The sequence below is a fragment of the Neisseria sp. SLRRB23 genome, assembly GCF_050896295.1.
Classification (GTDB): domain Bacteria; phylum Pseudomonadota; class Gammaproteobacteria; order Burkholderiales; family Neisseriaceae; genus Neisseria.
Window position 1 is genome coordinate 47,930 of sequence record NZ_JBPBFH010000006.1, and the last position, 22,213, is coordinate 70,142.

40 protein-coding genes and 2 pseudogenes are annotated in these 22,213 nt (G+C 52.4%); 27 read left to right on the forward strand and 15 right to left on the reverse strand.

The genetic code is table 11. From position 1 onward, the window contains the following. Position 1: 1 nt before the first annotated feature. The 14 genes from ACRPFF_RS02520 to ACRPFF_RS02585 all read right to left on the reverse strand — a co-directional run bounded on the left by ACRPFF_RS02520 (position 2) and on the right by ACRPFF_RS02585 (position 8,567). Positions 2 to 904 carry a phage head morphogenesis protein gene (locus ACRPFF_RS02520; protein WP_301883528.1) on the reverse strand — a complete coding sequence of 301 codons (903 nt, stop codon included), beginning with the start codon at positions 902 to 904 and terminating at the stop codon, positions 2 to 4. Then, entirely contained in the window at positions 901 to 2,370 is a 1,470-nt protein-coding gene (locus ACRPFF_RS02525) for a DUF935 domain-containing protein (RefSeq protein WP_314169273.1), read from the reverse strand. Before ACRPFF_RS02525 ends, ACRPFF_RS02520 begins: the two co-directional genes overlap by 4 nt. A 21-nt stretch (positions 2,371 to 2,391) precedes the next feature. Continuing rightward, positions 2,392 to 3,894 carry a terminase large subunit domain-containing protein gene (locus ACRPFF_RS02530; protein WP_432673702.1) on the reverse strand — a complete coding sequence of 501 codons (1,503 nt, stop codon included), beginning with the start codon at positions 3,892 to 3,894 and terminating at the stop codon, positions 2,392 to 2,394. A gap of 123 nt (positions 3,895 to 4,017) precedes the next feature. Then, entirely contained in the window at positions 4,018 to 4,557 is a 540-nt protein-coding gene (locus ACRPFF_RS02535) for a DUF3486 family protein (protein WP_314169271.1), read from the reverse strand. A gap of 1 nt (position 4,558) precedes the next feature. After that, positions 4,559 to 4,876, reverse strand: coding sequence for a hypothetical protein (locus tag ACRPFF_RS02540; protein ID WP_013448348.1), 318 nt, complete (start codon positions 4,874 to 4,876; stop codon positions 4,559 to 4,561). Continuing rightward, complete coding sequence (locus ACRPFF_RS02545; protein ID WP_013448349.1) at positions 4,873 to 5,193, reverse strand: hypothetical protein; 321 nt, start codon at positions 5,191 to 5,193, stop codon at positions 4,873 to 4,875. The genes ACRPFF_RS02540 and ACRPFF_RS02545 overlap by 4 nt, the downstream gene beginning before the upstream one ends. Positions 5,194 to 5,196: 3 nt before the next feature. Further along, on the reverse strand, positions 5,197 to 5,430 hold the full coding sequence (locus tag ACRPFF_RS02550; RefSeq protein WP_314169269.1) for a TraR/DksA C4-type zinc finger protein: 234 nt from the start codon (positions 5,428 to 5,430) through the stop codon (positions 5,197 to 5,199). After that, a complete protein-coding gene (locus ACRPFF_RS02555; protein ID WP_019272454.1) occupies positions 5,423 to 5,644 on the reverse strand; it encodes a hypothetical protein in 222 nt (73 codons plus the stop codon). The genes ACRPFF_RS02550 and ACRPFF_RS02555 overlap by 8 nt, the downstream gene beginning before the upstream one ends. Continuing rightward, positions 5,622 to 6,011: a hypothetical protein gene (locus ACRPFF_RS02560; protein WP_061704865.1), complete on the reverse strand. Its 390-nt coding sequence runs from the start codon at positions 6,009 to 6,011 to the stop codon at positions 5,622 to 5,624. The genes ACRPFF_RS02555 and ACRPFF_RS02560 overlap by 23 nt, the downstream gene beginning before the upstream one ends. Then, complete coding sequence (locus ACRPFF_RS02565) at positions 6,004 to 6,342, reverse strand: hypothetical protein (protein WP_314169268.1); 339 nt, start codon at positions 6,340 to 6,342, stop codon at positions 6,004 to 6,006. Before ACRPFF_RS02565 ends, ACRPFF_RS02560 begins: the two co-directional genes overlap by 8 nt. 111 nt (positions 6,343 to 6,453) lie before the next feature. Beyond that, the gene (locus ACRPFF_RS02570; protein WP_314169267.1) at positions 6,454 to 6,957 is read right to left on the reverse strand and encodes a glycoside hydrolase family 108 protein; all 504 of its coding nucleotides are present in this window, start codon (positions 6,955 to 6,957) and stop codon (positions 6,454 to 6,456) included. Between the two features lie 93 nt (positions 6,958 to 7,050). Next, on the reverse strand, positions 7,051 to 7,677 hold the full coding sequence (locus ACRPFF_RS02575; RefSeq protein ID WP_314169266.1) for a hypothetical protein: 627 nt from the start codon (positions 7,675 to 7,677) through the stop codon (positions 7,051 to 7,053). Further along, positions 7,656 to 7,892 (reverse strand): excalibur calcium-binding domain-containing protein, encoded by a 237-nt coding sequence (locus ACRPFF_RS02580; RefSeq protein WP_300905589.1) that lies wholly within the window; start codon positions 7,890 to 7,892, stop codon positions 7,656 to 7,658. The genes ACRPFF_RS02575 and ACRPFF_RS02580 overlap by 22 nt, the downstream gene beginning before the upstream one ends. Positions 7,893 to 7,901: 9 nt before the next feature. After that, a complete protein-coding gene (locus tag ACRPFF_RS02585) occupies positions 7,902 to 8,567 on the reverse strand; it encodes a LexA family transcriptional regulator (protein ID WP_432673703.1) in 666 nt (221 codons plus the stop codon). 142 nt (positions 8,568 to 8,709) lie between these two features. On the opposite strand from ACRPFF_RS02585, the gene ACRPFF_RS02590 reads away from it, so the two are divergent. From ACRPFF_RS02590 to ACRPFF_RS02720, 27 genes and pseudogenes are all read left to right on the forward strand, one after another. Continuing rightward, positions 8,710 to 8,898 carry a DNA-binding protein gene (locus ACRPFF_RS02590; RefSeq protein WP_013448357.1) on the forward strand — a complete coding sequence of 63 codons (189 nt, stop codon included), beginning with the start codon at positions 8,710 to 8,712 and terminating at the stop codon, positions 8,896 to 8,898. An 8-nt stretch (positions 8,899 to 8,906) separates the two neighbouring features. Next, positions 8,907 to 9,191: a hypothetical protein gene (locus ACRPFF_RS02595; RefSeq protein ID WP_013448358.1), complete on the forward strand. Its 285-nt coding sequence runs from the start codon at positions 8,907 to 8,909 to the stop codon at positions 9,189 to 9,191. A gap of 36 nt (positions 9,192 to 9,227) precedes the next feature. Next, on the forward strand, positions 9,228 to 10,103 hold the full coding sequence (locus ACRPFF_RS02600; protein ID WP_107859088.1) for a hypothetical protein: 876 nt from the start codon (positions 9,228 to 9,230) through the stop codon (positions 10,101 to 10,103). Next, positions 10,096 to 11,862, forward strand: a complete 1,767-nt coding sequence (locus tag ACRPFF_RS02605; protein WP_432673704.1) for a transposase — start codon at positions 10,096 to 10,098, stop codon at positions 11,860 to 11,862. The genes ACRPFF_RS02600 and ACRPFF_RS02605 overlap by 8 nt, the downstream gene beginning before the upstream one ends. A 30-nt stretch (positions 11,863 to 11,892) precedes the next feature. Further along, entirely contained in the window at positions 11,893 to 12,087 is a 195-nt protein-coding gene (locus ACRPFF_RS02610) for a hypothetical protein (protein ID WP_107859090.1), read from the forward strand. After that, positions 12,071 to 13,216 carry an ExeA family protein gene (locus ACRPFF_RS02615; protein WP_432673705.1) on the forward strand — a complete coding sequence of 382 codons (1,146 nt, stop codon included), beginning with the start codon at positions 12,071 to 12,073 and terminating at the stop codon, positions 13,214 to 13,216. Before ACRPFF_RS02610 ends, ACRPFF_RS02615 begins: the two co-directional genes overlap by 17 nt. 1 nt (position 13,217) lies before the next feature. Further along, positions 13,218 to 13,463 (forward strand): hypothetical protein, encoded by a 246-nt coding sequence (locus ACRPFF_RS02620; protein WP_432673706.1) that lies wholly within the window; start codon positions 13,218 to 13,220, stop codon positions 13,461 to 13,463. A gap of 10 nt (positions 13,464 to 13,473) precedes the next feature. After that, positions 13,474 to 13,614 (forward strand): hypothetical protein, encoded by a 141-nt coding sequence (locus ACRPFF_RS02625; RefSeq protein WP_411712959.1) that lies wholly within the window; start codon positions 13,474 to 13,476, stop codon positions 13,612 to 13,614. Beyond that, on the forward strand, positions 13,611 to 13,787 hold the full coding sequence (locus tag ACRPFF_RS02630) for a hypothetical protein (protein WP_254324912.1): 177 nt from the start codon (positions 13,611 to 13,613) through the stop codon (positions 13,785 to 13,787). The genes ACRPFF_RS02625 and ACRPFF_RS02630 overlap by 4 nt, the downstream gene beginning before the upstream one ends. Continuing rightward, a complete protein-coding gene (locus tag ACRPFF_RS02635) occupies positions 13,784 to 13,978 on the forward strand; it encodes a hypothetical protein (RefSeq protein ID WP_432673707.1) in 195 nt (64 codons plus the stop codon). Before ACRPFF_RS02630 ends, ACRPFF_RS02635 begins: the two co-directional genes overlap by 4 nt. Further along, complete coding sequence (locus tag ACRPFF_RS02640; protein ID WP_411712958.1) at positions 13,975 to 14,262, forward strand: hypothetical protein; 288 nt, start codon at positions 13,975 to 13,977, stop codon at positions 14,260 to 14,262. Before ACRPFF_RS02635 ends, ACRPFF_RS02640 begins: the two co-directional genes overlap by 4 nt. Further along, positions 14,259 to 14,759, forward strand: coding sequence for a hypothetical protein (locus ACRPFF_RS02645; RefSeq protein ID WP_432673708.1), 501 nt, complete (start codon positions 14,259 to 14,261; stop codon positions 14,757 to 14,759). The genes ACRPFF_RS02640 and ACRPFF_RS02645 overlap by 4 nt, the downstream gene beginning before the upstream one ends. Then, positions 14,743 to 15,201: a hypothetical protein gene (locus ACRPFF_RS02650; protein WP_301883495.1), complete on the forward strand. Its 459-nt coding sequence runs from the start codon at positions 14,743 to 14,745 to the stop codon at positions 15,199 to 15,201. Before ACRPFF_RS02645 ends, ACRPFF_RS02650 begins: the two co-directional genes overlap by 17 nt. Next, a complete protein-coding gene (locus ACRPFF_RS02655) occupies positions 15,198 to 15,809 on the forward strand; it encodes a DUF3164 family protein (protein ID WP_301883494.1) in 612 nt (203 codons plus the stop codon). The genes ACRPFF_RS02650 and ACRPFF_RS02655 overlap by 4 nt, the downstream gene beginning before the upstream one ends. 22 nt (positions 15,810 to 15,831) lie before the next feature. Next, the gene (locus tag ACRPFF_RS02660; protein ID WP_301883493.1) at positions 15,832 to 15,969 is read left to right on the forward strand and encodes a hypothetical protein; all 138 of its coding nucleotides are present in this window, start codon (positions 15,832 to 15,834) and stop codon (positions 15,967 to 15,969) included. Continuing rightward, positions 15,962 to 16,138 (forward strand): hypothetical protein, encoded by a 177-nt coding sequence (locus tag ACRPFF_RS02665; protein ID WP_301883489.1) that lies wholly within the window; start codon positions 15,962 to 15,964, stop codon positions 16,136 to 16,138. The genes ACRPFF_RS02660 and ACRPFF_RS02665 overlap by 8 nt, the downstream gene beginning before the upstream one ends. A 40-nt stretch (positions 16,139 to 16,178) precedes the next feature. Next, positions 16,179 to 16,487: an HU family DNA-binding protein gene (locus ACRPFF_RS02670; protein WP_301883583.1), complete on the forward strand. Its 309-nt coding sequence runs from the start codon at positions 16,179 to 16,181 to the stop codon at positions 16,485 to 16,487. A gap of 169 nt (positions 16,488 to 16,656) precedes the next feature. Then, a complete protein-coding gene (locus ACRPFF_RS02675) occupies positions 16,657 to 17,133 on the forward strand; it encodes a gp16 family protein (protein WP_301883487.1) in 477 nt (158 codons plus the stop codon). After that, complete coding sequence (locus ACRPFF_RS02680) at positions 17,111 to 17,452, forward strand: Mor transcription activator family protein (protein ID WP_323175278.1); 342 nt, start codon at positions 17,111 to 17,113, stop codon at positions 17,450 to 17,452. The genes ACRPFF_RS02675 and ACRPFF_RS02680 overlap by 23 nt, the downstream gene beginning before the upstream one ends. 298 nt (positions 17,453 to 17,750) lie before the next feature. Continuing rightward, positions 17,751 to 18,875: a 2-oxoacid:acceptor oxidoreductase gene (locus ACRPFF_RS02685; protein WP_432673709.1), complete on the forward strand. Its 1,125-nt coding sequence runs from the start codon at positions 17,751 to 17,753 to the stop codon at positions 18,873 to 18,875. A 58-nt stretch (positions 18,876 to 18,933) separates the two neighbouring features. Beyond that, the gene (locus tag ACRPFF_RS02690; RefSeq protein WP_301883479.1) at positions 18,934 to 19,872 is read left to right on the forward strand and encodes a major capsid protein; all 939 of its coding nucleotides are present in this window, start codon (positions 18,934 to 18,936) and stop codon (positions 19,870 to 19,872) included. Further along, the gene (locus ACRPFF_RS02695; RefSeq protein WP_239992233.1) at positions 19,873 to 20,190 is read left to right on the forward strand and encodes a Gp49 family protein; all 318 of its coding nucleotides are present in this window, start codon (positions 19,873 to 19,875) and stop codon (positions 20,188 to 20,190) included. After that, entirely contained in the window at positions 20,191 to 20,529 is a 339-nt protein-coding gene (locus ACRPFF_RS02700) for a capsid cement protein (RefSeq protein ID WP_115177806.1), read from the forward strand. 2 nt (positions 20,530 to 20,531) lie between these two features. Continuing rightward, on the forward strand, positions 20,532 to 20,819 hold the full coding sequence (locus ACRPFF_RS02705; protein ID WP_115177805.1) for a hypothetical protein: 288 nt from the start codon (positions 20,532 to 20,534) through the stop codon (positions 20,817 to 20,819). A gap of 3 nt (positions 20,820 to 20,822) precedes the next feature. Next, positions 20,823 to 21,248, forward strand: coding sequence for a gp436 family protein (locus ACRPFF_RS02710; protein ID WP_301883475.1), 426 nt, complete (start codon positions 20,823 to 20,825; stop codon positions 21,246 to 21,248). Then, positions 21,248 to 21,745: a Gp37 family protein gene (locus tag ACRPFF_RS02715; RefSeq protein ID WP_003753462.1), complete on the forward strand. Its 498-nt coding sequence runs from the start codon at positions 21,248 to 21,250 to the stop codon at positions 21,743 to 21,745. The genes ACRPFF_RS02710 and ACRPFF_RS02715 overlap by 1 nt, the downstream gene beginning before the upstream one ends. Positions 21,746 to 21,756: 11 nt before the next feature. After that, positions 21,757 to 22,083, forward strand: a pseudogene (locus tag ACRPFF_RS02720) (phage tail sheath family protein); the annotation flags it as partial. Here ACRPFF_RS02720 and ACRPFF_RS02725 read toward each other — a convergent pair. Then, positions 22,078 to 22,212 (reverse strand): annotated as a pseudogene (locus ACRPFF_RS02725) (phosphoethanolamine transferase); the annotation flags it as partial. The pseudogenes ACRPFF_RS02720 and ACRPFF_RS02725 sit on opposite strands and share 6 nt — an antisense overlap. Position 22,213: the final 1 nt, after the last annotated feature.

Genomic DNA, 22,213 nt, shown 5'->3' on the forward strand with positions numbered 1-22,213 from the left:
ATCAGCCTTTTAACAGTTTAAGCACCCAAGTCAGCGAAGCGGTGGACAGGGCGTTTTTGAATCTGTCGTTGCCCATCATCGTTTTCAGGGCAATGCGGGCGATGTCCGGATGGGTTGCCTGAGCCTTATCCACTGCGATTTTCGCCATACGGGACAGCATAGATTTGCCTTGGTTGGCGTTGAAGCCCGCATTGGGGGCGATAAATGTGTTGTTGATGCGAATGCCGGTGCGCTGTGCGTAACGCTCCTCTCCGGTATAGGGATTTGCGCCTATATCGACAGTGATGGACTCAAGAGTTGGTCGGGGCAGGACACGGTTTTCTCCCATACTGCGGGACAGCGGTTTGACACGGCAGCGACAGCGGTAGTCCAAAGGAGGGTACAAAGTATTCCATACGGGGTCGTCTGCGGCATAGACGCGACCGTGCATCATACGGTGGGTATCACGAGTGCGGCTGTCGTTGATGGCGACGTACTGCCAATAAGGGTGCGTGTCGATGGAGTCCATCATTTTGGCGTAGCGGCCCGCCATGTAGGCCGACTGCATATTGGTCAGATAGATGGTTTTCAGGCGGTGGGGGCTACCGAGCTGTACGCTTTGGGTTTCTCCTTCGGGATTTTGAACTTCCTGCCTGCCCCACCAGCCTTTGCGCTGTAGAACGGGGGCGAGTTCTCGGCTGAACTCTTCCAGCGTCCGGCCTTGTTCGGCGGCATCGACGACGGCGGAATAGATATCGGAGAGCACATCCATTTTGGCGGTTTTGGCCACTGTAAAGGCAGTGGCGTGCGCGTCGTCCAACATATCCTGCCAGTCCCAAGATACGGCAATGCCTTTTTGCTTGAGATAGGCGACGGCGGCTTCGGGTTTCATGCCGAAGACGGCTTTAATATCTTCGGGGTTCATGATTTAAGCTCCTGTGCTACTTCAATCCTGCCGACCAAGTCGGAAAGGAAAATCAGGCGCGCCAACTCGTTTTGCAAGGCGGTATCGTCCATATTCGGATAGGCGGCGGACAGACGATCGAGCAGGTTTTCGGCAGTTTCGCCTTGTCGCAGTTCGGCGACCAAGGCGACCGTCAGCCGTTCGCCTTGGTCATTCAGACGGCCTGTGTCGGGGGCGAGTCCGTCGATGACCAAACCCGCATCGGTCGGTCCTGCTTCGGCAAACTCGGCGGATGGCGCACCCGATGCCGTCTGAACGCCCTCAAGCAAATCCCCGTCTTCGAGTCCGTAGGTGCGCTGCCAGTATTGCTTGGTGAACTTGGCACCGGCATCCACCATCATCTTATCCCGTTCGGCACGCTCTCTGGTGCCGCTTTCCTCATTTTCGAACAGTACGAATTTCGGACGGGCAACGTCTCCGAAATTTATCTCTATTACCCACTCTATCAACTGATTGAACGTTGTCTCCACGATTCGTTTGTCGCTGTCGCGGATGTCGTCCGTTACTTCCAAACCTGCGGTCGCGCTGGCGTGCGTGCTGTCTTTTTCGGTGGTTTGGTCTTGTCCGAGCAGCGCAATGCTGATTTCGGAGCGGCAATAACGAATGAGCTTGTCGTAGGCATCAATAGATGAGGCCTTACCGCTTGCCTCGTGGATTTCGACGCTGGAATCATTGGGAATGGTGCCGACGCTGTTGCCGATCAGGGCTTCGAGCGCATCCAGCAGCTTGTCGGTATCCTGCGGGGTATTGGAACGCGGTTCTTTACCAATCAGCCAAGGCGCACCGTATTTTTCGGTGAACTGCATCCAGAATTTAAGGCCGCCGCGTTTGAAGGTGACCAGCCAAAAAACCAAGCCCAAATCGCCCAAACCGTAGGGGTTTAGATAATCTGCCTCATGTGTCGGGCAAAGAAACTTATAAGGCGGAGGAACGGTATCGGTCAGCCCGTTTTGGATGTAACGCAGTTCGCCTTCGTCGTTGAAGGCGAACCACTCTTGCGGCTTGGCGATGATTTTGTCAGGCAGCCATGCAGAATCGGTACGCCAAATCAGTTCGATGGGCTGGTAGCCGTAAAAAACGGCGTTTAAAACGTCTTTAATCAGGCGGTAAACATCGGTTTCAGCCAGCCAGCTATCGACAAAATCCCGAACATTTTTAGGGGTGTCGTCGCCCTCAAGCCGCCATTCGAGGCGGGCGACAGCTGCTTTTCGGCGGCGCACCAGCGAGCCGACCAAGGGGTCACGCATCAGCTCGCGGTAAATGGAGATTTGCCTGCCCATTTTGCGCAAAACAGGGTCGGGATTAGGTAGCCAGCCGTTGAAACCGCTGAAAAACGGGCGGGAAACGGCGAGATGTGCAGATAAATCCTGCGGCTTGAAGGTCATGATGCCTTGGCTGGTTTTGAGTTTGAGGTGGGGTTTGGGCATGATATGTACTCTTTAAATACCTTAATAACCTTCGGTTAACGCGCTTTTTCGGCAGATTCGGCGGCTGGCTACGCGTATCGGTCCGGTATTCAGCTCGCGGCTGGCGTAATGGGCAAGGACAAAGGCAATCGCCGCATCGCCGTGGCGTTTTTTGCCGTCTTGACCTTTGGTGCGTACATCGGGGATGCGCGGCACGCCTCTGACCAGCTCGAAGGCGCGCAGGTCGGTCAGGATGTCTTCGTCTTTGGGAATGCCGTCCAGTGTGCCGTCTTCGAGGGCGGCTTTGAACGGCGCGGTATGGGTGCGGTACCAGTTTTCCGAGAGCATGACCGACTCGCATACCTCCGCGCCAAATTCGTCGCGCATGGCTTCGGCGATTGATTGACCGTTGCCGCGCGCGTCCAATGCCGCTCCGCGCAGATTGGGTAAGCCGTGCAACAGGTGTTTCATGATTTGCTCTTGTTGGGCAAACGGCATATTGCCCAACTCCAACACGAACGGCGGCTTAAGGCTTAAATTAGGCTGCTGCAATAAAGGGACGATGACGGTACGGTCGCCGCTGCGGGCAAAGTCTTCGCCGACGAAGCTGGTGCGGGTTTTATCCAAACCGTCGAGCAGCGGTTGCAAGGTGTCGGCTATCCAGTCCGCTACTTCGGCGGCGCGGCGCGGTTCGGGCAAGAGGCCGAAATCGTCGGTCTGGTCGTACCGGATAACCGGCGTATAAGGACTCATACGGCTTTCAATCAAGGCGCGGTTGAGCCATTTTCCGCCGCCGTTTTTCGGGATGCAGTCCAACTCTTCGCTGGCATCTTCGCCGTAGAAATCGCGGATTTCCTTGCACCACGCGGCTTCGCCGTCTGCCGTCCACTCTTTACCCAAACGCAGGCAGATGCGGCGGTAGAGGCCGTCTGAAACGGCCTCGTCGAAAGTAATGCGGTGGATGGAGTACGGCTTTTTGCCCGCACGAATGTCGGTAATCAGCTCGTTGAACGGATTGTCCACACCGTCATGGGTAGAGATGATGTGTACCTGACCGCCCCACATCAGCAATGCCATTGCCGCTTTGAGCAGCTCGCCGAGCTGCTCGTGGAACGCCGCCTCGTCGATGATGACGCGCCCCTGCTTACCGCGAAGGTTTGAGGGGCGGCTGGATAAGGCGGTAACGCGCCAGCCGGACGCGAAACGGATGACGAAGGCGAGGACGGATTTTTTGTCGTCCCCCTCGACGAACACCTCCTCGGTCTCTTCGATTTCTCCCGCCGCCAAACCGTAGAATTTCGCCCAGTTGGCACAATCGCGGATGAATTCGATGGCCATGTCTTTGTTATAGCCGATGTACCAACTGTCCATGCCGTTTGCCGAGGCGGCCAGCAGCGCGGTGTCGGCAGCCTCGCCCCAGCTCAAACCGATACGGCGCGATTTTTCGCACAGCTTGACCGGCGAAGTATCGGCGCACCAGCGCTGCTGATAAGGCAGCAGCGCCATCGGGGTGCGGTCTTCGATTTTATTTTCTGGCGACATCATCGATACCTAGAATTTGCTTTCTAATCATTCGGCATGTTGATTGGGAAATTTTGATATTCCTACTCAAAGGATGGCGTCTGCCACGACTGGGAGGAAGTTTGTTTTTAAGTCTGATACAGGTAATCATGACGCAATCCCCAAGATCTGTTTACGGATGGCTTCGGCCGCTTCGTCGGACAAACCACCTTTTCTAGCCTGTTTGGCTACATCATCGGCAGCAGCGGCCACTTTGGCTTTGACCTTGGCCTGATACTCTTTCAGGCGTGTGCTGGCTGATGTTAGAGTCGCGATATTTTTGGCCGCTTTCGCAACCATGCTAAACCTGTCTACAGCCGATAAGTCTTCCATTTCACCAATTTCCAACATGGCTTCAAATAATTCGGACTGCACCATTGCAACCAATGCTTCGCTACGGGTGTCACCTTCATCGGCCGCACCTTCGGCTATCAGTCGCGCGGCTTCGGTGCTGGATTTGATGGCAGCAAAACGACGTTGCACTTTTTGGCCGTAGCGGTGGGCGGCGGAGCGGCTGATTTCGTAGCCCTGCTGCTGCAACCATTCCGCCAGTGCCTGATAGTCGGCAAAACCGTTTTCGACGAGTTTGCGCTCAAACTCATGGCGGACGGCTTCGGGCAATTGGTCTATCGTGCTGCGCTTGCCCATATCAGCTCCACACTTTTTCAGGGCGGGCGATACCGGCGCGGCACTCGACCGTGTATTCGGCAATATCGACACCCAAACTGGTCAGGTCGGCAAACCACAAGCCGTGCGGTGCCTTATTCAGCTCGACCATTTTGCGGTCGGCAAGGTAGTCGAGCTGCTGGCGCAGTTCGGTGGCGGTGGTCTGCGGGTAAATCGCGTTCATAATATCCAGCAGGAAGGTTTCGCTGGTGGTGTGCGGGCGGGCTTTATTAAGGGTGTTGATAATGTTCCAACGCATCCCCTCGCGGCGTTGTTTGGCGATCAGTTCCTGGCTAATCATTTCTTTACGCTTTCCATTTTGTAGATTTCAGTGAGTTTTTCTGCGACGTTGTCGAGTTTGGCTTCGAGGACGACTTGATTGCGGATGTAGTCTTCGCGCAGGACGTATGTCAGCGGCAGACCGGCATTGAATTCCGCCAGTTTGTTTTCCATGATTTCGACTTTGCCTTGTAGGCGTTCCTGCTGTTTTTGGCGTTCGTCCTGCTGCTCGCGGAATTGCGCCAGCAGCATTTTGCCGAAGGTAAAACAAATGCCGAGGAAGGAGAGTAAAAAGCCGACAAGCTGCCAAAATTCGATGTGGATAAAGGTTTTTTCCATTGTTCACCTCTGAAATCCGTGTTCAAAATATTCTTGGCAGACAACGCAGCGCGTACAGCCTCGGACGGCTTTTTGCCTGGCTTCGGGTATCGGGCTACCGCAATCTTCACAGTGGCTTAGGCTGGCGGTGGTTTCAGAGTGCGAAGCCTGCCCGTGGTACGGCGGTTGATGCTTTGCCAGGGATTCTGCGAGAAAGATGGCTTCGCGTTCGGATGCGCGGTCGGCAAAATCAGTCATTTTTCAGACGGCCTTTCGTGTACCAGTTCTGCCAGCCCTCAATTTGGATTTCGAGCTTTTGACAGTATTCACCGTAGCGCACGGCATGGTTCAAGAGTTGTTCGGGTGAGCCGCCGGTCGGACGCTCGGGGCGTTCGTATTTGACCAGCAGCCCGGTAGATACAGGCGGCAAATCCACTGTCGGTACGGTTTTAATCGGGGTATCCGAAGGCACGGTTGTAGAGGTGCAGGCTGTTAGAGCCGATACCGTTAAAACCATTGCCGTCTTTTTTAATCGTGTCATGCGTTTGCTCCTGTAAAGTGTTTTTGGTTTTATCCAGTTCGCTCAGGGCGGATGCCAGCTCAATGCTTTGACGCTGCGCGAAGTCATGCCAACGCTTCGTTTCCGCCTGCGCTTTTTTAAGCTCGTCGGCGTATTGTTTGGCTGCCGCCTTTGACGAGTTTTGGTAGGCGGTAATCAGGGCGGTTTGCTTGGCATCGGCTTTGTCGGCGGCATAGTGATAGCCGTTTAGCCAAATGCCCAAAACAATCAATGCACGCCATGCCAATGCCGATTTGTTTTTGTACAAAAAGTCAATCATTGCCGCTCCATTCTTCCGCATTCGCGGATTTTTTGATTTCTGCCAACTGCGGTACGGCGGCGATACCTCGTTTGATTAATGCATACCCGCCGACCAATGCTCCATAAGCCCACCAGAGCCATTCCGGCGCATCTGCTGTTTGAGAAAACTTATAGGTCATAGAAGCGGCTGCCACGTTTGCCCATAGTTTGGTATGGCTGATTTTTCCTGTGGCCGGATTAGAGACCAAGCCGCCCAGCCATCGGAAAAAGGCGGTTATTTGCGACGCTTTTTTTTGGCTGCGCGTTTCGCGGCGGCTACCCCGCTCTTGCGGTGGGCTTGCGTCCAACATCCCTGAGTCGGCATGGCGCAGCGAATGCCTAGGTCGCTGTGGCTGAAATCGGGCTGCATGGCTGCGGCCATTAGGGCGATGAGTGACTTTTTTGACATGGTTTGTCTCCCTTTAATCAGTGTTATCTGCAGACGCGTGAATCAGGTTTTGCGCCACACGGCGTACCCAGCCCTTGCCGAAAGAAGTGAACGTACCGAGCTTGGTATAAAAGACCAGACGCTCGGCGTTGAACCGCAATAAAAGGTCGTTTTCGGGGAGGGAATTGATGGCTTTGAGGCTGATTTCGCCGATGATTCCATCGTCCGCCACGCCTGCAGCGCGTTGCAGCATACGGGCGGCATTGCCGTAACCGTGGTTGACGCAGGCATCAAAAAATTGGAACGCGACCGCTTCCGGCATTTGGTCGGCGCGGTAACGCTCCCAAAACGCCTTTCGGTAAATGCCGATAGCCTGTTCACGCGTCATGGCACGCATGGAACCGTTAAAGCCGTTTGCCTGTGCGGTGCGCTTAGTGATGCCCCAATTGGTTTCGCCGCCGGGGTCTTTGGGATGGTTGACGTAACCGCCCTCGTGGGAGAGGACGCGGTTGATGAATTGATTGAATTTGTCTGACATGGAAAATCCCCGTATTGAGGTTGAAATCAATACGGGGATTGTAGGGAAGGCCGTCTGAAGGGGCTTTTAATGGAGGTTAAAACCTAACGGAGGCTAAGGTGTAATACACAGCTCAACTTCGGGATTGCATTTATCGCTTTTCATATATGCTTCATTTGAATCGTCCATTTCCTCAATCTGCATAGGCATATCCGATTTTGCCAACATGGAAACACTTTTTTGCTTACGACTGACCGTAATGAAATAATCCACTCCATTTTGATTATAAGTAGCTTGCATTTTTTTGACGGCAGTCTGAATAGCATCCATAAATGCCAAACGGTCTATCTCGGAATCCAACGCAATAGCCGTGTAATACATACTCACTAAGCAATTGTTGATTCTTTGAGTTTTCGCCAATGTATTACAATTTATCTGGATGTTTTCAAAAATATCGCCTGCTTTGACCAGTTTCGCAGACAACGTAATGCCATTACCAAGGTCTTTTGTTTGACGTGTCTTGCCCGCAACAATTGATATTCTTGGGAACAAATCCATCATTCCATTGTTCAATTCATTGAACCGTTCCGAAAATGTTTCAGGATGAGGACCAATCATCCCTCCTGTTTTCATCACTCCTCCCGCATTGACCAGATGTGCAGCAGCCAATAAGAAAATTCCAAGATATATTTTTGTTTTCATTCTATTTCTTTCAGAAATTATCTTTTCTTTTTCGGACAATTCTTGCCGTTCCCACCTGGGTTGCAGTCGCAAGCCCGTCCGTCGCCGTCCCTGTCCAAACTCCTCCAGCCGCTCAATCCTGCATTTTTGCGGGATTCGTAAAATTTCTGCGCCGCCTGCTGTGTCGGAAAGTCTTTACAGCTTTTTGCCAAAGCGGATGCGGATGCGGAAAACATCATAACAGACACAAGCAATGTCAAATAACCCTTTTTCATTTTGTCTCCTTAATACAGGTTTTTCGAGACCTGAACCACCTGCCCGATGACCTGTATGTCGGGGTGGTCTGCCAGCATCAGCGGCATAGGCGGATAGGTCGTGTTGTCGGAAATCAAGAGCAGGTTGCCGTCAACTTGGCGTTGGATGCGTTTGACCCATAATACATCGCCACTGCGGATGACGTAGATATTGCCGTCGCGCGGGTTGGTTTTTGAGGTATCGACCAAAAGCGTATCTTTACTGCTGATGGTCGGCTCCATACTGTCACCTTTGGCAGTAACGATATTGAGGTCTTGCTCGTGCAGTCCACGGTGAAGCAGCCAATCTTTTCTAAATGCCAAATGGTTCGCAGGGACAGTAACGCCGTAGGCAGTCGTTCCATGACCTGCGGAGACTTCGACATCAAACATGGGGATATAGGCGTAGTCGTCTGACAATGCCGTCAAACTAGAAATATTCCTTTTGCTGTTCTTTTTTCCAGAAATCAGCCAGTTTGCATCAACATCAAATTTGCTCAATATTTTTTCCACCATATCAAATGGTGGACGCTGCTTTCCGCTTAAAACATCATTTACCCTAGATACTTTTTCATCTATCAAATCGGCAAATTCAGCGATAGTCAGCTCTTCTTTTGCAAGAAGTTCACGAATATTTCCAGTAAAAATCAAACTCATAGAATTAATCCTTAAAAATAAACTAGAAATAATCTTGATAGATAGAAATATTCCTATTATACTTGCATCAAGTTTGATACAAGATTGTTTAAAGATTTAAACAATCATAATTTTAGCACGAGAACGAAATAGGAGATATTCCGTGAAAGCAGAAAAAATTAAAGAAGGTTTCCGAGAGCGCGGCGAAACGATTAAAGACTGGTGCGTTACGAGGGGATATGACCCTACCTATGTGTCCCGTATTTTAAACGGAACTGTTAAGGCAAACCGTGGGAAGGCACACCGTATCGCACAGGAACTCGGTCTAAAAGCGAAACAGGAAGTGGCGTAGGAGTAAATATGGCAGAAAGTAAAAGGGTACAACGGCTATTGAGGGTCTTTATCGCGCTTGACGAGCATCCGATTATCGGTCTGAGCAATAAGGATTTATCGGTCGGACTGGGGCTGACGCCATCACAAGTCAGCAGGGATATTGATGATTTGGTTGCATCGGGATTGGTCATCAAGCTTGAAAACGGCAACTACGCCTACGGCATCAAAACCCTGCAAATCGCAGAGCGATTCAGAAAACAGCAAGAGCGGCTGAATGCGCGCTTGCAAGAATTGGAAAACCGAATTTACTAAATGCGACGACGTCGTCGCATTTGAGGAGCAAAAGAAATGGCAACAGAAATTTTAGGACATACGGTCGGCGTAACGGCAAACGAATTGGCTATCCACAGTATGGAGGTTATGGACAAGTTTTCAGGCGGCGAGGCCTACAACGAGACGGTATGGATTGAGCGCGGACGATTTGCGGTACGCCAAACGATGGAAGGGATGTTTGAGCTGGGACGCGCGCTGATCATCATCAAGGAGCATACGCCGCATGGGCGGTTTGCCGAAATCGCTGAAAAAGAGTTCGGCCTCGGACGGCGAGAATCCCAAAGACTGATGAATGCCACCCTCCGTTTTATCGACCCGAAAATGAAACAAGCGCAGCCTAAGCTGATGACGTTGGGCAAATCCAAACTGCTCGAGCTGCTGGTCGAAGACGATGACACTTTGTTGGAGCTTGCCGAAGGCGGTGAGGTCAACGGCAACACTTTTGACGATGTTGACCGTATGACTATTAAGGAGCTGCGCGTCGCCCTGCGCGAAAGCCGTGAAACGGCGGAAGCGAAAGATAAGGTGATTGCCGATAAAAATAAAAAGGTCGATGAGCTGGCGGAAAAGCTGTCGAAAAAGCAGACGGGTGTCAAAGAGCCTAAACCTGCGGATGTGGGCATCGAGCTGACGATGCAGCTTGGCAGCTTGGAAGTCGGTATCCGCTCGCAAATCAGCCGATTGCGCGAGATGTTCGAGCAGATGGCGGCGCACGGCGAGGCGCATGGATTTGACCACCGCGCGAAGATGGTCGGCACGCTCAATCAAATTATTTTGGACTGCGAGCAACTGCGCGAAAGCTATGCCCTGCCGACTGAAGCACCGACAGACAATGTGCCGGAATGGTTGGGCGGTGAAACGGGAGAAGGCGATGAATCCGGCAATGATTGAGCGTCTTAAGGCAGTCGAGAATCAGGCGGAAGCAATGGGACGCGGCGCACGCTCTGCATATCTTAAGCAGCAGGCGCAGGAATTGGGCATCAGCCTTGCCACGCTATACCGCAAGCTGGAGGCGGTCAGCGTCAAGCCGACGCGCAAACGGCGCAGCGATGCGGGCAAAACGGAGCTTAAACCGGAAGAAGCCAAATTGATTTCGGCGGTTTTGGGGGAGGCGATGAGGCGCAACGGCAAGCGGTTGATGTCGGTGCGGCAGGCGGTGGAAATGCTGCGCGCCAACGGGAAAATCGAGGCGGCGCGGATTGATGGGGAAACCGGGGAAGTCATCCCCCTTTCTGAAAACACCATTACCCGGGCTTTACGGGAATACAAGCTGCATCCCGACCAGCTTTTGCAGCCCAAACCCGTCAGCCGCATGAAATCGGAACACCCGAACCATTGTTGGCAAATCGACCCGAGTTTGTGCGTTTTGTATTACCTGCCGCGTCAGGGCAAGGATACGGGGCTGCGGGTGATGAAGGAAGAGGAGTTTTATAAAAACAAGCCGAAAAACGTCGTCAAAATCGAAAACGACCGCGTCTGGCGGTACACGGGGACAGACCATGCCTCCGGCACGATTTCGGTGCGTTATTACTTCGGCGGCGAAACCAGCGCGAACCTCTGTGATTTTTTCATCTACATGATGCAGGCGAAAAAAGATATTGGAAAAGACCCGTTTCGCGGCGTACCGCGCATGGTCATGCTTGACCCGGGCAGTGCGAATACTTCGGCGGCGTTTAAAAATTTGTGCAAGTCCTTGGATGTGCATGTGCAAATCAACAAGCCGGGCAATCCGCGTGCCAAAGGGCAAGTGGAAAAAGCCAATGATATTGTGGAAACGGCATTTGAGAGCGGATTGCGCTTTACCGAGGTACACGACATCGACCAGCTCAATGCCTTATCGGAACGCTGGATGCGTTACTACAACGGTACGCAAAAACACAGCCGCCACGGCATGACCCGCTATCAGGCGTGGAACAAAATCAAACCCGAGCAGCTCATCCTGCCGCCGCCTGCTGAATATTGCCGAGAGCTTGCCGTCAGCGCACCGAAAGAGGCGAAAGTCTCGGCGGATTTGGAAATCCGCTTCGGCGGACGGGTATATAGCGTAAAAGGCATCAAGGGGATTTTGGTCGGTCAGAAGGTTTTGGTCGGCAAGAACCCTTGGGAGGCAAACGGGGCGCGGGTTGCCACTTATGACGCGGAGGGCAACGAGGTTTGGGTATCCGTACCCGAAGTAGTTTTTGACGAGATGGGCTTCAGGGCCGATGCGGCAGTCATCGGGGCGGAATACAAAGCCCCGGCCAATACAGACGCGCAGCAGCACCGCAAAGAGCTGGACAAGCTGGCGATGGGTGCGGAAACGCTGGAGGCGGCAGCCGCCAAACGCAAAGGCAAGGCAGTCCCATTCGGCGGCGAAATCGACCCGTACAAACATCAGGAAGATACGCTTGCCGCGCGAAATACGCTCTTTATGCCCAAACAAGGACAGCAGATGGCGTACAACCGGATGGAGGTCTCGGAGCAGGTATTGAGCAAGGTCGAAATCGCCAAACGCTTAAAACCCCGCGTCGAGGCAGACGGCGGCGACTGGAAACAAGCAGTGTCGGTCATCCTCAAACACTACCCGGAAGGTGTGACCGAGGGCAGGCTGGAAGAGGCGTTTGAACGTATCCGGACAAGATGCCGTCTGAAACTTTTGAAAACCGGTTAAAACGGTAAGCCTATATTTGAAAGGATAAAAATGGAAACTGTGAATATATCTAAAGATGAATATGAAAATTTAAAAAAGCTGGCTGAATCTGCACGTGCTTTAAACGACTTTTTCATGCCGAAAGTGAATTACGGCGCGAGTTTTTTAGATTCGGACGCACTGGGAGCACTGAGTGATTTCTCGGTAGAAATCAGAAAGGCAACCGAACGTGAAAACAGCCTTTAAACAAATCGGTAAATCCTATGCGGTAGCCGCTGCTGAAATCGGATGCAGCAAGCCGATGCTGGTGGCGGTAGTCAATCACGGGCAATGGCCGAAAAAAAACGCAGCCGAGCTGCGAAGGAAATTGAAACAATTTTTTGAAACGAATGGTGCGGAAATCCCAGCGAGCCTGAGAAACGAGCCGGAAGCCGCACCTGCCCAAGCAACTTACGAAGACAAGGACAATGAGATGTTACTACGAAAAGCAACTTTAAACCAAGCGGCAAAACAACATTTTAGCCTATTCCGCGATCCGTTTAATGACGAAATCCAGTCTGCGGACGATGTGTATATGACGCCAGATGTGCGCTATGTGCGCGAGGCGATGTTTCAGACGGCCTGCCACGGCGGTTTTGTGGCGGTGGTCGGCGAAAGCGGCGCGGGTAAATCTACACTGCGCGAAGACCTGCAAGACCGTATCAACCGCGAAGGCCGTCAGATTGTGTTGATTGAGCCTTATGTGTTAGCAATGGAAGACAACGACCAAAAGGGCAAGACACTCAAAGCGGTACATATCGCTGAGGCAATTTTGGAGGCGGTTGCGCCCGGAACAAGCCCTAAACGCAGTCCGGAAGCACGTTTCCGCCAAATCCACCGCGCTTTGTCGGAAAGCGCGAAAGCAGGCAATAAACACCTGCTCCTGATTGAGGAGGCGCACGGTCTGCCGCTGCCGACCCTGAAACACTTGAAACGATTTTTTGAGCTGAAAAACGGTTTTGAACGCCTGCTCGGGATTGTCTTAATCGGTCAGACGGAGTTGGCACAAAAACTCAGCGAAAACAATCCTGCGGTGCGCGAGGTGGTGCAACGCTGCGAGGTGGTTACGCTCTTGCCGCTGACCGACGGCAAGCTCGAAGGCTATCTCAAGCACAAATTTGACCGCGTCAATGCGGACATGGCGAAGATTTTAGACAAAAGCGCGATTGATGCGGTTGCCGAGCGTCTGACAGTCAAAAGCCGCACGAGCAAGGGATTGCAAACCAACAGCCTGCTCTATCCGCTGGCGGTCAACAACTTGGTGGCGGCAGCGATGAATCAGGCGGCGGAGCTTGGTTTTGAGATGGTTGACGGCGATGTGGTACGGGGGGTGTGAGATGGATAACAAATTCGGAAAATTTATTGAACCCAATCACTCTGAGATTGAGATAGCCTTACTGTTTAGCACAGAGGTAGCTACCGGCAAAGTCGACAGCATGGAATACACGATGGAAATCTCTTCGATATGTGAGCCGATGGTCGTCAGTAAAGCTACTGGGAAGCGGTTTATATTGACTTGGCAGGACATAGTGGAGTTAGCCGTTCTGGCCGGTATCGACGAATCTGAAGAGTCTGAAAAATAAAGGGGAAATCATGAAAAAAGATGAAATCGAATTTGCCATTGTAATTGTGCTGCTGTCCATCGTCATAGCCATACAGGCAATGCTGACCGAGCCTTGTCGCCAAAAACAGCCTATGCAGATCAACGTCTATGACAGGGGGCAGTACAAATGAGGGGGTTATGGATACTGACCGCCATGCTTGCCGCCTGCCAGCCGGTCGCGGCAACGGCAGATCAAAGAGATGCTCTGGAAGCCGATAAAAACTGGGAGGCAGTTTACGGCGGGATGAGCGAGACAGACAAAATAACAGGCGTGGTTTTGGAGCCCGCGGGAGAAGAAAAATGAACAGGGATTACAGCAAAATCAAAGTGTCGGTATGGCGCGAAAAAGGCGGTCATCTTGTCACTGAGCTGACAACGGTGTCGGGTAAGTTTGTGATGATGTATGTGTCATCTCGGCTATCGGATGAAATTGAGGATGTGGTTCAGACGGTATTGCGGTGTTTGAGCCGTAAGGATTTGGAGATGGTGAGATGACAATTTATCTAAATATCGCCCGTGACGGCATTATCAAGGTTACTCAGGATGCTGCTTTGGGAAACCAAGAAGGCGATACAGATTACCTGAGTAAAGAGCTGAATGAGGGCTGTACGCTTGAAGAAGTTTATGCGGTTGTCGCTGCAAATACATCTTGGAAAAACGGGTTATTTTATTTCCCTCCGGTGGATGTAGAAGATGGAGATCAGGCATGTGATGCAGCTATTGATTTTTCCGACTCGGTTTATTGCAGTCTCAAAAGTCTGATGGAGGCGAGAACATGAAAGTACGCTGCCCTACCTGCGGTGCGGTGATGAGCTTGGATGTATTAATCGCCCATGACGATGCCCGTGAGGCCCTGATTGCCCTGACCGGCATTTCAGACGACCTTTTTAAGGCGGTATTGCGGTATCTGACGCTGTTTCGCCCCGCCAAAAAGGATTTAAGTTTTAACCGAGTTTCAAAGCTTGTCGGCGAGATTGCGCCGATGATACGGGAGGGCGAAATCGTGCGTAACCGAAAAACGTACCCGGCCCCGCGCGAGGCTTGGATTTGGGCGGCAACACGATGCCTTGAGGCACGGGACGCGGGAAAACTGACACCGCCACTGACCAGCCACGGTTATTTGTTGGAAAACATTACGTTTTGGTCGCCTGAAAAGACGGCGGGAACGGCGGTTTTGTCCTCTCCCCAACCATCTCACACGAGAGAGGTGGCAAGCACCAAATTGAGGAGCGGGTTGGGCGACTTGATGGAGTGGTCAAATGGAGGAAAACAATAGCTGGCTGAAAAAAGCAATCGCGCAGGGTTTCATGATGCTCGCCGCCCTAAATCTCAAAGGCCGCCCCGCTTCGGCGGATTTGACGGCCGTTGCCGAACTTTGGTTGGGCATACTAAGCGGACGATCGTGGCAACCGGAACAGGATGAAATCAGAATACAGGCAGCCTTTAGGGATATCGCGGCATCCTCGTCAGAGTGGCCAAACCCTGCCGACCTTATCAAACACCTGCCTCCGCCCGAAATCAGGATGGTGCCGAAATTGGAAAAGAAACATCGTCCGACCGAATACGGCAAGGCGCAGGCCGCCAAACTCAAACAAACACTCAGCCTGCTGGAAAGCTCTCCTTGCATGAACAGGGATTGGATACACGGGCCACACCACCGGTCGGTGGATGAGTGTAAAAGGATTTATGCCGAGAGGCAGAAAGGTAAAACAAAATGAGTAATTTAGATGTAAGCCAATACAAAAAGGATGCCAAAGGCAATCTCGTGCCGCTGGCCAATATTAAAGAAATCGACCTACTGCGTGACGAGCTGGTGCTGGAAATTGCTGCCAAAGCGCGCGCGGTGCAGGATGACTTAATCACTTTCAAACGCGAGGCGATGGACGATATTGCCGCGTTTGTGCAGTTGAGTGCCGACCGCTACGACGTAAATGTTGGTGGTAAGAAAGGCAATATCAGCCTGCACAGCTTCGACGGCGCGTACCGCGTCAACCTTGCCATGCAGGATACGTTGGTATTTGACGAAGGTTTGATTGCCGCCAAAGCCTTAATTGATGAATGTATCAACGAATGGACGGAAGGCAGCCGCACGGAATTGAAAACGCTGATTAACGCGGCCTTCCAGGTGGACAAAGAAGGCAACATCAGCACCGCCCGCGTACTCGGACTGCGCCGCCTGCAAATCACCGACGAAAAATGGCAACGAGCGATGGATGCGCTCTCCGACAGTTTGCAGGTGCATATCAGCAAGCCGTTTGTGCGGGTGTATCAGCGCGGCGAGGATGGGGAGTATCAGTTGATGAATTTGGATGTGGCGAAGGTGTGAAAAGGGAGAAAGGATCTAATTTATGCAAGATAAAAAAGATGCCACGTTAACGTTGCATTTAAAAGCAGATAGTGGTTACTCAAGTTATGTTGAATATCGTGTCAGCCCGAATCAATGGGCAGAAATATTGAAAATTTTGGAGGGAAAAAACAATGGCTAAAGTCATTATAGAAATCGAAGATATGCCTGAAGGTACCTACATTAAGTTTAAAGGCGACCTCCCGGCGGCGGATGCAAAGGATAAAACAGGCGCGCAGCAAACGGCTGTGTTAATCAGCAAAACGATACAGGCGGCGCAGATGATGACGCCGCCCATCCGTAGACATTAGGCCGTCTGAAACTATAAATCCATAACCCGCGCGGCACGGTCTGCCGCATTTAAACCTAAACAGGAGTCAAAAAGTGAATAAATCTGAATTAATCCAAGCGATTGCTGATGAGGCAGAATTGAACAAACGCGATGCGGCGGAATTTGTCGATGCGTTTGTCAGCGTGGTAACGCAGACGCTGAAGGACGGCAAAGACGTTACCTTGGTCGGCTTCGGCTCGTTCCACACTGCCCAATCTGCCGAGCGTAAAGGCCGCAATCCGAAAACGGGCGAACCGCTGATCATCGCAGCACGAAAAACGCCTAAATTCCGTGCAGGTAAGGCTTTGAAAGACGCGGTGAACCGTTAAAGCCGCTGATGTTTAAAAGGTCGTCTGAAGAGATTCAGGCGACCTTTTTTGCGTCCGTCCGTTTTAGTTGCACTGCGCAAAAATCCCGAATAGAATATCATTATTTATTGATTTTCTTGAAAAAAGTGAAACGATGTTTCACTTTTTTGAGGTTCTTAGGAGGCTGGAAATGGAAACCCGTGCTCAGAAAAAACAGCGGTTGATACGGCTCATCCATGTGGCTAAAACCCAGTTGATGATGGACGACAGCGAATACCGCGCGCTGCTCGCCAATCTGTCATGCGGCAAGACGAGCAGTACCAAGTTATCGGTCGAGGAGCTGGAGCTTGCCGTGCGGGCTATGAAGATGCGGGGTTTTGTGGTTACCACAAAAGCGCAGGCGGCATCAGGCAAACCTGATTTGCCAGTGCATATGCCCAACCGCATGATAGAGGCGCAGGTCAAAAAGATACGCGCGCTTTGGTTGGAGCTGCACCGTTTGGGCGCGGTGCGAAGCCCGTCTGAATTGAGCCTGGCTCGATTTGTCAAACGGATGACGGGCATAGATTATCATGGATGGTTGGGGACTGATGACGCAATACGGGTCATCGAACATCTGAAGAAGTGGAAAGTGAGGGTGGAAAATGGCGGACAACAGAGTGCCTGAGCTGGTGGCGGACTTAGAAGACCAGGCGGTCGCCTGCTTGATGTCGGTATTGCCGATGGAGCGGCAGCAGGCGGTCGAAGTATCTAAAAAGCTGTCCCATCATCTGACCAGCAACTGGGGCGGGCAGTTGATTTATTTCCCGAAAAACCTTTTGGGCAGGGTATCGGAGCGGGATATGCAAATTTACAAGGAGTTTGACGGTAAGAATCATGCAAGCCTCGCCCGAAAATACGGTCTGACCGTACAGCACGTTTACCGCATCGTCAAGGAGGTTGGAATGGCAGAGCGGGCGAAAAAACAGGCAGATTTGTTTTCGTAAGTACACCGCATAATTAAAACATCGGTCAGGTTTAGCCCTGACCGATTTTATATTGCGTTTCTCTTTGCGGTCGGGGGTTTGCCCACCCTGAAACCGAAACGCGCTAAAAACGCAAATTTGGCGCATTTGTTTTTACTAGCCCCGATTAAAAGATTGTGGATGGATAAAGATTCATGATGATCCTGCTGCCGATATGGCAGTATGACCTCGATCTGCCGAAATAAGTTTTAAACCCGATTAAAAGCCGTTTCAGACGGCATTTGCCACAATAGCCTCATCCATACGATGAGGCTTTTTTATGTCTTACGAAATTTTTCGCGCAGGGACGCGCACCGATGCAAACGGCAATACGGTAACGATTACCGAGGCCGACCTTGCCGCCGCTGCCCAAGCATATGACCCGAAGGTGCATGAGGCTCCTATTGTGGTCGGCCACCCGAAGGCGGACGCGCCGGCTTACGGCTGGGTCAGCGGACTGAAAGCTGAGAACGGCGTACTGACGGCGGACTTTGCCCAAGTTGATGAAGGCTTTGCGGATTTGGTTAAGGCCGGACGATATAAAAAAGTGTCGGCAAGTTTTTACCCGCCAACCAGCCCGAACAATCCTAAACCGGGTGTTTGGACGCTGCGTCATGTTGGCTTTTTGGGCGCGCAACCGCCCGCAGTCAAGGGCTTGTCCGCCATCAGTTTTGCCGAGGGCGAAGTTTATGTCGAGTTTTCCGAAGACGCACATCTTCAGACAGCCTCCTTATTAAGCCGTTTCAGAGACTGGTTTATCGGCCGTTTCGGCCTAGAGGAAGCCGATAAAGTACTGCCTGACTGGCAAATTGAGGCAATTAAAGAATTGGCTGCCGTGCCTCAAACTCATGCACCTGCCGAATTTACCGAATTACCCCCACCCCCAGAAAACCATGAAAACAAGGAGACCCCTATGTCGCTGGAACAAGAACTTGCAGCCGAAAAGGCCGCCCGCGAAGCTGCCGAGAAGAAGGCTGCCGAATCGCAGGCGGAATTGAAAAAGCTGAAAGACGAGCAGCATACCGCCCTGCGCGATGGTGCGCATGAGCAGAATGCCGAATTTGCCGAAGGCTTGGTTAAAGAAGGCCGTCTGAAACCTGCCGACAAGGATTTGGTCGTCAAGGTTTTGGATTTTGCCGAATACCCTGACGACGTAACCGCCGACTTCGGCGAAGGCAGTAAGAAGCAGCCTTTGTCTGCCGCTCTGCGTGCGTTTTTTACCGCCGTGCTGCCTAAGCAGATTCAGGGCGGCGAAATGGCTAAAGGCGAAACACCGTCGGGATTGGCGGCAGACTTTGCCGAAGCGGCGGACCCGGAAGCCTTGAGCCATCACCAACGTGCATTGGCATTGGCGGCAAAGGATGGCATCCCTTATGAAGAAGCTGCCCGCCGTACTATTGCTTAAATCATCAACCCGTCAAATGCGACGACGTCGTCGCATTTGACCTAAAAAAGGATAAAACATGAGTGCATCTCATTTGCGCGGTCTGCGCGGTCAGTATGATCCGGTTTTGACCAATCTCGCACTAGGCTACAAACAGTCGAATTTTATTGCCGAAAAAATCTTCCCAGAGGTTTTTGCTGACAAAGAAGGCTTGCGTGTGCCGGTGTTCGGCAAGGGGTCATTTGTCGAATATCAGACCGAACGTGCGGTCGGCGCGGCATCGAATGTGATTACGCTAGACTCACCAAGCTTTATGCCGGTCGTGTTGGAAGAACATGATTTGGCTGCTGGTGTGGATTACCGCGAACAAGCGGAATCCATGTACGACGAGCGCGCCAAGGCAACACGCCGCGTGGTCAATGGCGTGCAGCTGCGTCAAGAAATCGAAACTGCCGCCCTCCTACAAAACAAATCGGCTTATCAGTCAGGTTTCAGCAAAGATTTGGCTTCCACCCAAAAATGGAGCGATAAAAACTCTGATCCGTTGGCAGACATCGAGATCGCCCGCGAAACGGTTCGCGCAGGCTGCGGTGTACGCCCGTCGGTGCTGGTGGTAGGCGCGAGCGTGCTGTCGGCACTGAAACGCCACGAGAAGCTCATCGGCGCACTGGGTGCAAATGAACGCAAGTCCCTACTCACGGTCGAGCAGCTGAAAAATTTGCTGGAGCTGGACGACATCATCGTCGGCGAGGCGGTATCTACATCTGCCGCCAATAAGGCCACCCAAGATATTTGGGGCAAATTCGCCAGCCTGATTGTGCGTCCGCATACAGCTTCCGGTGGCAATGACGAGGGTGAGCCAAGCTTCGGTTATACCTTCCGCCGTCGCGGTATGCCGGTAGTTGACCGCTACGAAGAAGTTGGCGGCAAGGTGGAATACGCGCGCTATACCGACATCCGCAAAGCGGCAGTGGTCGGCGGTGCATGCGGTTTCTTGTTTGAAAACGCGGTTGAGTAGATGTTGAAAGGCCGTCTGAAAGGCTTCAGACGGCCTGCGGAGGAAAAAATGACGTTATCTGTGAAGTATGAAGATTTGAATGCCCGCATTACCGAGGTACGGTACCACCGCGTCGAAGGAACGACTTCAACCGTATGTACGGTGATCTTGCATTCCGGGTTTGTCGTCGTCGGCCATTCTGCCGCTCTCAATTCCGAGGCGTTCGTGGCGGAGACGGGGCGCGAGCTGGCCTATCAGGACGCGTTGCAAAATCTGTTGGCCTTGGAAGCCTACCGTATCAAAGAAAATGCGCATGACGCGCAGCAAAAGGAGTCTTAAATGGCACAAACGAAACAAGTGGTCTTGGTAACCACGGTCAAAACATCAGGCAAGGTGGTCAAAAACCGCTTTGTGGATTTCGCAGGCAAACAGGCAGCCGCCGGTGTGAAAGTTCTGGGTACTGCTACTTTGGATGCGGATGCGGGCGAAATGTTGGCCGTCGATGTATTGGGTATCGCCTTAGTTGAGGCAGGCGGCACGATTGCCGTCGGCGATGAAGTAGCAGCCGATGCGCAAGGCGCGGCAGTCAAGGCGGAAGGTAATGCCAAGGTTGCCGGTACGGCGCGCTCTGCGGCGACAGCGGCGGGCGAAGTTATCCAAGTATTTTTGAAAGGCTGATCATGGCTAAAGTTTATATCGCAAACACTCCGTTGATTTTGGAAAACGAACAAGGCGGCCAATTTCGTGTCGAGGTCGGCGAAGCGGTCGAATTGACGGCGGAGCAGTACGAATCGGTCGCGGCACACGTTACCCCGACACTGACAACCGGCGAAGAGCTAGATGCGCAACAAAATGACACCCCGCCGTCCGAAGATACGCCGTCAGATGATACAGGCAATGCCCCTACGGGCGAAGTTGAAAAGCCGAAACGCGGTAAAAAACCGGCAGCAGCCGAAGGGGCGGAGTAAGCCATGTATATCGGCGCGGATGATTTGACGGCTGCGATGGGCAAAACGGAGCTGGTGCAGCTGACCAACGACAATGCGCGCGGGACAGAACCCGACGCTCAGGTCATTGATGCGGCAGTGCGTTATGCCTGCGATTTGGTGGACGGATACCTGCGCGGCAGATATGTGCTGCCGCTGAAGGACACGCCGACGGTGTTGCAGCCTTTGTGCATCAACATCGCCCGCCATTTTTTGCACAGCCGCCGCATCAACCGCGCTGACTTTCCGAAACCGCTGGAAACTGCCTACAACGCAACCATTAAGACGCTGGAAGCCATCCGCGACGGCAAAATCCACATCGGCATCGCCGCATTGGACAAGCCGTCGCAACCCGAGCCGGGCGCGTATCACGTCCGAGCGCGCGACAAAATGGATTTAGGAGGCTACTGATGAGCGCGACACGTCCGATTATTGATGCGGTAGTAGAGCATTTGCAGGCCGCTATCCCGTGGGTCAGCGTTGAGGCTTTTCCGGAGCGGCCGTCCGAATACCAATTTATCCATCCCGTCGGGGCAATCTTGGTCGGCTACGGTGGCAGTAAATTTGGCGATATTGAGCAGCTCGGCCGTATTGCGCAGCAGCGCGATGTCAGGTTGGTGTTGACCGTTTTCGGCAGCAGCCTTAATGCGGATGACGGCACGCTGGCGATTTTAGATGAGACACGTCTTGCTATGGTTGGTTTTGCGCCGCCGAACTGCCAGCCCTGCCACCTTATCAGTGAGGAGTTTTTAGCCGAGGATGCGGGCGCATGGCAGTATCAGCTTGTCTTGCAGACTGAGACTCAGCAGGTTGAAGTTTGCCGTGAAGAAAAACGCCCCCTCTTCGTCGCTGCCCGCTATCGCCGAACCGACCAAGACCTCAATTCCGATTTAAAACCTAAAAAATAGGAGTATCCATCATGGCAGCAGCCTACCATCACGGCACGGAGACCATCCGCATTGACGGCGGCTCCAATCCCGTCTATACCGTTGACGGCGCAATTACCGCCATCGTCGGCACTGCGCCTGTCGGCGCGGTCAATGAGCTGACGGTATGTCAAATTAAAAAAGATTTTGCCCGATTCGGCGGCGAGCTGACCGGCAAGGGCTTTACTCTGCCGGATGCCGCACACATCTGGACGCGCTACGGCAGCGGTGTCGCTTATGTTGTCAATGTTTGCGACCCTGCCAAACATAAGACAACCGTCAGCAACGAAGTATTGGCGGTTGATCCTGACACCTTGACAAATCAGATACAGCGCAGCAATCACAAATGTCAGCGCAAACGTTTCTGCCATTTTTGCAGCCGGTAAGGTTTCAATTCCGAATACAAAGCGATAAGCAATTTCGCTGGCAGTAAGTAGGGACGAATACAGA

Coding starts and splice junctions, on each gene's coding strand:
- ACRPFF_RS02520 (WP_301883528.1), bottom strand. CDS start 904: ATGAACCCCGAAGATATTAAAGCCGTCTTCGGCATGAAACCCGAAGCC.
- ACRPFF_RS02525 (WP_314169273.1), bottom strand. CDS start 2,370: ATGCCCAAACCCCACCTCAAACTCAAAACCAGCCAAGGCATCATGACC.
- ACRPFF_RS02530 (WP_432673702.1), bottom strand. CDS start 3,894: ATGATGTCGCCAGAAAATAAAATCGAAGACCGCACCCCGATGGCGCTG.
- ACRPFF_RS02535 (WP_314169271.1), bottom strand. CDS start 4,557: ATGGGCAAGCGCAGCACGATAGACCAATTGCCCGAAGCCGTCCGCCAT.
- ACRPFF_RS02540 (WP_013448348.1), bottom strand. CDS start 4,876: ATGATTAGCCAGGAACTGATCGCCAAACAACGCCGCGAGGGGATGCGT.
- ACRPFF_RS02545 (WP_013448349.1), bottom strand. CDS start 5,193: ATGGAAAAAACCTTTATCCACATCGAATTTTGGCAGCTTGTCGGCTTT.
- ACRPFF_RS02550 (WP_314169269.1), bottom strand. CDS start 5,430: ATGACTGATTTTGCCGACCGCGCATCCGAACGCGAAGCCATCTTTCTC.
- ACRPFF_RS02560 (WP_061704865.1), bottom strand. CDS start 6,011: ATGATTGACTTTTTGTACAAAAACAAATCGGCATTGGCATGGCGTGCA.
- ACRPFF_RS02565 (WP_314169268.1), bottom strand. CDS start 6,342: ATGTTGGACGCAAGCCCACCGCAAGAGCGGGGTAGCCGCCGCGAAACG.
- ACRPFF_RS02570 (WP_314169267.1), bottom strand. CDS start 6,957: ATGTCAGACAAATTCAATCAATTCATCAACCGCGTCCTCTCCCACGAG.
- ACRPFF_RS02580 (WP_300905589.1), bottom strand. CDS start 7,892: ATGAAAAAGGGTTATTTGACATTGCTTGTGTCTGTTATGATGTTTTCC.
- ACRPFF_RS02585 (WP_432673703.1), bottom strand. CDS start 8,567: ATGAGTTTGATTTTTACTGGAAATATTCGTGAACTTCTTGCAAAAGAA.
- ACRPFF_RS02595 (WP_013448358.1), top strand. CDS start 8,907: ATGGCAGAAAGTAAAAGGGTACAACGGCTATTGAGGGTCTTTATCGCG.
- ACRPFF_RS02600 (WP_107859088.1), top strand. CDS start 9,228: ATGGCAACAGAAATTTTAGGACATACGGTCGGCGTAACGGCAAACGAA.
- ACRPFF_RS02605 (WP_432673704.1), top strand. CDS start 10,096: ATGATTGAGCGTCTTAAGGCAGTCGAGAATCAGGCGGAAGCAATGGGA.
- ACRPFF_RS02610 (WP_107859090.1), top strand. CDS start 11,893: ATGGAAACTGTGAATATATCTAAAGATGAATATGAAAATTTAAAAAAG.
- ACRPFF_RS02620 (WP_432673706.1), top strand. CDS start 13,218: ATGGATAACAAATTCGGAAAATTTATTGAACCCAATCACTCTGAGATT.
- ACRPFF_RS02625 (WP_411712959.1), top strand. CDS start 13,474: ATGAAAAAAGATGAAATCGAATTTGCCATTGTAATTGTGCTGCTGTCC.
- ACRPFF_RS02630 (WP_254324912.1), top strand. CDS start 13,611: ATGAGGGGGTTATGGATACTGACCGCCATGCTTGCCGCCTGCCAGCCG.
- ACRPFF_RS02635 (WP_432673707.1), top strand. CDS start 13,784: ATGAACAGGGATTACAGCAAAATCAAAGTGTCGGTATGGCGCGAAAAA.
- ACRPFF_RS02640 (WP_411712958.1), top strand. CDS start 13,975: ATGACAATTTATCTAAATATCGCCCGTGACGGCATTATCAAGGTTACT.
- ACRPFF_RS02645 (WP_432673708.1), top strand. CDS start 14,259: ATGAAAGTACGCTGCCCTACCTGCGGTGCGGTGATGAGCTTGGATGTA.
- ACRPFF_RS02650 (WP_301883495.1), top strand. CDS start 14,743: ATGGAGGAAAACAATAGCTGGCTGAAAAAAGCAATCGCGCAGGGTTTC.
- ACRPFF_RS02655 (WP_301883494.1), top strand. CDS start 15,198: ATGAGTAATTTAGATGTAAGCCAATACAAAAAGGATGCCAAAGGCAAT.
- ACRPFF_RS02660 (WP_301883493.1), top strand. CDS start 15,832: ATGCAAGATAAAAAAGATGCCACGTTAACGTTGCATTTAAAAGCAGAT.
- ACRPFF_RS02665 (WP_301883489.1), top strand. CDS start 15,962: ATGGCTAAAGTCATTATAGAAATCGAAGATATGCCTGAAGGTACCTAC.
- ACRPFF_RS02675 (WP_301883487.1), top strand. CDS start 16,657: ATGGAAACCCGTGCTCAGAAAAAACAGCGGTTGATACGGCTCATCCAT.
- ACRPFF_RS02680 (WP_323175278.1), top strand. CDS start 17,111: ATGGCGGACAACAGAGTGCCTGAGCTGGTGGCGGACTTAGAAGACCAG.
- ACRPFF_RS02685 (WP_432673709.1), top strand. CDS start 17,751: ATGTCTTACGAAATTTTTCGCGCAGGGACGCGCACCGATGCAAACGGC.
- ACRPFF_RS02690 (WP_301883479.1), top strand. CDS start 18,934: ATGAGTGCATCTCATTTGCGCGGTCTGCGCGGTCAGTATGATCCGGTT.
- ACRPFF_RS02695 (WP_239992233.1), top strand. CDS start 19,873: ATGTTGAAAGGCCGTCTGAAAGGCTTCAGACGGCCTGCGGAGGAAAAA.
- ACRPFF_RS02700 (WP_115177806.1), top strand. CDS start 20,191: ATGGCACAAACGAAACAAGTGGTCTTGGTAACCACGGTCAAAACATCA.
- ACRPFF_RS02705 (WP_115177805.1), top strand. CDS start 20,532: ATGGCTAAAGTTTATATCGCAAACACTCCGTTGATTTTGGAAAACGAA.
- ACRPFF_RS02710 (WP_301883475.1), top strand. CDS start 20,823: ATGTATATCGGCGCGGATGATTTGACGGCTGCGATGGGCAAAACGGAG.
- ACRPFF_RS02715 (WP_003753462.1), top strand. CDS start 21,248: ATGAGCGCGACACGTCCGATTATTGATGCGGTAGTAGAGCATTTGCAG.